The sequence below is a fragment of the Gemmatimonadota bacterium genome, from assembly GCA_016209965.1.
Lineage (GTDB): Bacteria > Gemmatimonadota > Gemmatimonadetes > Longimicrobiales > RSA9 > JACQVE01.
The window spans coordinates 1-4,103 of sequence record JACQVE010000052.1 but is presented as its reverse complement, the minus strand read 5'-3'; the positions used below and the strand labels follow the sequence as shown (position 1 = coordinate 4,103).

Genomic DNA, 4,103 nt, shown 5'->3' with positions numbered 1-4,103 from the left:
GCGCGCGAGGCCGGGGTGGACCTCAACATGCTGCGCCCGCAGCCCGAGACGCCGGGGCCGTACTACACGCTGCAGAGCTACGAACTGAGCGTGATCGGCCCCTATCACCGCGTGGGCCGCTTCCTCAGCTCGATCGGCTCGCTCGCCCGCATCATCACTCCGGTCGGGCTCAAGCTCAAGCCCACCGGGGAAAAGGACCGCAGCGGCTCGGCAAAGCTGGAAGCCGTGTTCCGCATCCAGACCTACATCGTGCCCAAGGAGCCGGCTGCGGAGGTGAAGGCCGATGCCGGTGCCTAAGCCGCTGCGCCTGCTGCCGCTTTACTGGCTGGCGGCCGCGGCCGGCGCCCTGGCCCAGACTCCGCCCGCGCCGGGGCCCGCGCCGCCCGCGCTGCCAGCCCCGCCGGAGGGCGAGGTCATGCTGATCTTCGAGCGCGAGATCTTCGAGTACCCCGCCGGCGGGCGCCGCGACCCCTTCAAGTCCCTGGGCGAGCAGGGGCTGGGTCCGCTCTTCGAGGAGCTGACACTGCAGGGCATCGTCTACTCTCCCGTGCCCGGCCAGAGCCTGGCCCTGCTCGCGACCGGCACCAAGGGGTGCAGCCAGGGCGCAGCGGGGAGTAGTGGCGCCGCCTGCACGGCCAAAACCTACCGAGTGCGCCGGGGACAGATGGTCGGCAACGCCCGGGTCATCGATGTTGCCGCCGACCGCGTGACCTTCGTGGTCGAGACTTTCGGGGTGGTCCGGCAGGAAGTGCTGGAGCTCAAACGCAGGGGAGCGGAAGGAGCAGAGCCATGATCCTGATCGCCGCGCTGTGGGCGATGATGCTCGCGGAGCGCGCCGACGTGACCGCGCTAAGCGTCATCCCTGTCGCGGACCGGACGGCCGTCGTGATTGCGGTGCAGGGGCCGGTTTCCGTGCAGGATTTCCTGCTGCCGCAACCCGACCGGCTGGTCATCGATATTGCGGGAGCGCAGCATGTCTTGCGTAGCGAGAGCTTCCGGGGGATCAATCGCGGCGGCGTGCTCGGCCTGCGCCTGAGCCAGTTCTCGCCCCAGGTCGTGCGCGTGGTGGTCGAGCTGGATCAGCCAGTGACCTACACGCTCGAGCGCCGCCCGGGTGAGATCCGCGTCTCCTTCCCTAACCGCGCCGGCCCGTTCAGCCCCTGGAGCACCGGCCAGTACACTGCTCCGTTGGCGGATGCGCCGCTGGCCAAGGCGGCGGCGGCGCCGCTGGCGCGCCAGCAGGGCGCCCAGGCGCAGGAGCCCCGCATCACCGTGTCGTTCCGGGACACGCCTATCCTGGATGTGCTCGCCACCTTCTCCGAGTTCGCCGGCCGCAGCATTGTGCCCGGTGCAGCCCTGACCGGAGTTGTCACGGCCGAGATCCGGGACCAGCCGTGGAGTGTCGCCCTCGAGGCGATCCTGCAGTCCCAGGGCCTGGCGGCACAGGAACAGGAGAGCGGCATCATCCGGGTGGACCAGGTGTCGCAGCTAAGGGAATTCGAGAAGCTCGAGGAGGTCGTGACCCAGTCCTTCCCCATCCAGTTCACGAGTGTGGACTCGATCAAGCCGTCCATCGAGGGGCTGGTGAGCGAGGGGGGCAAAGTCACCGTGAATCGGGCGACCAACACGCTGCTGGTGACGGACAAGAAGTCCGTGGTCGAGAACCGGATCGGGCCCGTCATCCGGGAGCTCGACCGTCAGACCCCGCAGGTCACGATTGCCGCCAAGATCCTGTTCATAGACCGGACGGCGCTCGAGGACCTGGGCATCATCTATGACCTGAAGGACTCGCGGGGCAACCAGCTCAACCGGCTGGTGCCATCGGGGGTCGATCTCGATGGCGATGGCAAGGTCAGCCCCACCGAGATCACCAACCGCGACCAGGTGCTGCTGGGCGGCAACTCGATCGCGGCGCTGGCCAATGCGGTGGAGCGCGTGCCTTCCGCCTCGCTCCAGATCCTGAGCTCACTGGTGCTCGGCCGGCACTCGCTGATCACCTTCATCGAGGCGCTCGAGCAGATGCGTCTCAGCGATATTCAGGCCGCCCCCGTGGTCACCACGCTGGACCACCGGGAAGCTTCCGTGCAGGTGGGCGAGCGCACGCCCATCCGCGTGGTCGAGGCAGGCGCTGCGGGTGCCGGCGGTGGAGGTGGCGCCGCGGGTGGTGCCGCGGGCGGTGGGGCGGGCGGCGCTGCTGGCGGAGCCGGTGGCGGCGTGCAGGCGCCGCTGGCCACCGTGAAGCTCGAGGAGACCGGCATCATCCTGCGCGTCACGCCCCATGTCACCGGCAACAAGGTGCTGCTGGACATCCATGCCGAGCGCTCGAACATCGCGCTCGCGCCCTCGGATATCGGCTTCACCTTCCAGACGCAGCAGTCCGATACACAAGTGCTGGTCAATGACGGTGAGACCGCCGTGATCAGCGGCCTCACCATTATCGAAACCAACAAGGTGCGCAGCGGCATCCCCTTCCTCATGGATCTCCCCGTGCTCGGCACCCTGTTCCGCAGGAGCACCGATCAGGAAACGAAGAAGGATCTCCTGATCATGGTTACGCCCCACATCCTGCGGGAATCCTGAGCCGCCGGGAGGGGAGAACCCGTGACTTCCGCTGCTGGGGCGCCGTCCGCCCACCCCGCGCCGCGCGGGCTCACACTCACGCCGCGCCGCCCCATTGCCGCGCTGGTCGCCGCGCTTCTGCTCTTCGGCGCGTGCCAGGGCGATAACCTCTTCCAGACGCGCGAAACCGGGGGCACGGTGCAGGGCGGCGATGTCCGCGCACCCAAGGTCGAGATCCGCCTGCCTGCAGCGGGCGCCACCATTGCCGCGCGCGACAGCGTGCTGGTCGAGGCGCGGCTCACGGACAACGTTCGCCTGGCCAGTGTCGAGCTCGTGGGCCTGGCGCTGCGCGGCAGTGCCACCCTGGGCACCGATACGGCCGTCACGCGTTTTTCTCCCAAGACGGTGACCTTCCAGGGGGCGCGTCGCGACACGGTTGTGCTGCGCTACCTGCTGCCCACGGCCGAGGCCATTGCTGAGACCGTGCACATCATTGTCTCCGCCAAGGACGCTGCCGACAATGTGGGCGCGGATACCGTCCAGGTGGCGGTCCAGGGGGTGCAGCTCGAGCGCGATCCGCCGCGCGTGGACATCCGCCAGCCGGTGCCGGGCGCCACCTTCCCCGCGGGCGATAGTCTGCTGGTCGAGGTGCGCCTGCGCGATGCATCCGGCCTGGTCAGCGCCGACCTGGTGGGACTCGCGTTCCGCGGCAACCCGACGCTCGGCACTGATAGCGTGGTCACACGCTTCAGCCGCAAGGCGGTGAGCTTCGCGGGCGCGCTCAAAGACACGGTGCTCTTCCGCTACCTGCTGCCCACGGCCGACAACACGACCGAGCAGGTCCGCATCATTGTCTCGGCCAGGGACACCCTGGAGAACACGGGCGCCGACACCGTTCAGATCAACGTGGATCGGGATCCGCCCCGCGTGGACCTCCAGCTCCCCACGCCCTCCGCCACCTTCCCCGCTGGCGACAGCGTGTTGGTCGAGGTGAGGCTGCGCGATGGCTCGGGTCTGGACAGCGCCCGCATCGTCGGCGTCTCCTTCCGTGGCGACGCCTCGCTGGGCACCGACACCGTGGTCACTCGCCTGCTGCCCAAAGCCATCGGCTTTGAGAAGGCGCCCAGGGACACGGTGGTACGCCGCTACCTGCTGGCTTCCGCCGACAGCAGCACGGAGCGGGTGCATGTCATTGCCTCGGCCCAGGACATCGCCCGCAACGTCGGCGCCGACACGGTACAGGTTGTGGTGGGCGGCCCCCGCGTCGAGATCGTGACGCCCAAGACCGGCCAGGCCGTCCAGGCCGGCCAGGCCCTGGCCGTCAAGTTGTCCGCCGCCGACCAGTCCGGCGTCTCCAGCCTGCAGCTCGACTACTCGGGCGTGACCAGCGGCCGGATCGTGTGGTCCTTCTCGCCCGCGCAGCGCAGCGTTGTGCGGGATACGGCAGTCGTGCTGCCCGCGGGTGTGGCCGGCAGCCTGAGCCTGAGCGCAACGGCCCAGAACGCGCTGGGCGTCTCCGGGGTCGCGCCCCAGGTCAGCCTCTC

The 4,103-nt window shown here is 69.2% G+C and carries 4 protein-coding genes; all 4 read left to right on the top strand.

All coding sequences use genetic code 11. The annotated features are described in order from the left end of the window. On the top strand, positions 1-297 hold a 297-nt coding region (gene pilO / locus HY703_02530), incomplete at its 5' end, for a type 4a pilus biogenesis protein PilO (protein MBI4544053.1). Next, positions 284-793 (top strand): hypothetical protein, encoded by a 510-nt coding sequence (locus HY703_02525; protein ID MBI4544052.1) that lies wholly within the window; start codon positions 284-286, stop codon positions 791-793. The genes pilO and HY703_02525, both read left to right, overlap by 14 nt. Then, positions 790-2,580 (top strand): AMIN domain-containing protein, encoded by a 1,791-nt coding sequence (locus HY703_02520; GenBank protein MBI4544051.1) that lies wholly within the window; start codon positions 790-792, stop codon positions 2,578-2,580. Before HY703_02525 ends, HY703_02520 begins: the two co-directional genes overlap by 4 nt. Before the next feature lie 21 nt (positions 2,581-2,601). Further along, a partial coding sequence (locus HY703_02515) for a hypothetical protein (GenBank protein ID MBI4544050.1) occupies positions 2,602-4,103 on the top strand: 1,502 nt, incomplete at its 3' end.